Genomic DNA, 637 nt, shown 5'->3' with positions numbered 1-637 from the left:
TGTAAGCCATACAAGCCAAAAATCGATTGTTCTTTTTGGCTCGTCTGACAATAAAGCTACTCAGTTGCTCTGCCCATTTCACCCGGCCATGAATCCCTAGCAAATCGAAGAAAATATTGCTGTTGAGCAACCTTTCTGGCGTCGGATGATCGATCCAATCGCCAAAGCACTCTTCCCATTGCGATTTGGTTTTGCGCCATTCAGGATTGGTAGCCATAATGTCGCCCGTACAATAGGTATAGCCGCATGCCGCCAATCCATCACATACAAATTTCGCAAACTGTGCGAAATATTCGCCGTGCTTGTCAGGATCGTAACTGTCATCAAGAATCAGCGCGTTATCTTGGTCGGTGACGATGAGCTGCTCATCTCGCGCCATCGATCCCATCGCAACCAGACAGTATGGAATTGGGGCGGGACCAAGCTCTTGCTCGGCGAGTTCCGCTAATCGTTGCTTAAAGCTGCTGCCAATCACCGACATCGCTCGTCCAATCATGTGTGCGTTGGCGTCTTCATTGACCATGCGAACAAAACAATCTTTCACTTGCAGGGAAACTTGTTTGAGATCCTCCACACTGGTCTGTTGGAAAATCGAGCTCACCAGCAACAAGCTGTTTTGAGATTCGTAACGGACAAT

At 48.2% G+C, this 637-nt stretch carries 1 protein-coding gene; it reads right to left on the bottom strand.

Features of this window, described 5'->3' with window-relative positions; all coding sequences use genetic code 11:
• A partial coding sequence (locus tag R7190_RS28390; RefSeq protein ID WP_318137994.1) for a DUF294 nucleotidyltransferase-like domain-containing protein occupies window positions 1-637 on the bottom strand: 637 nt, incomplete at both ends.

This window comes from Vibrio sp. 1078-1 (genome assembly GCF_033340475.1).
The sequence above is the reverse complement of the archived record's forward strand: the minus strand, read 5'-3'. Positions and strand labels throughout refer to the sequence as shown.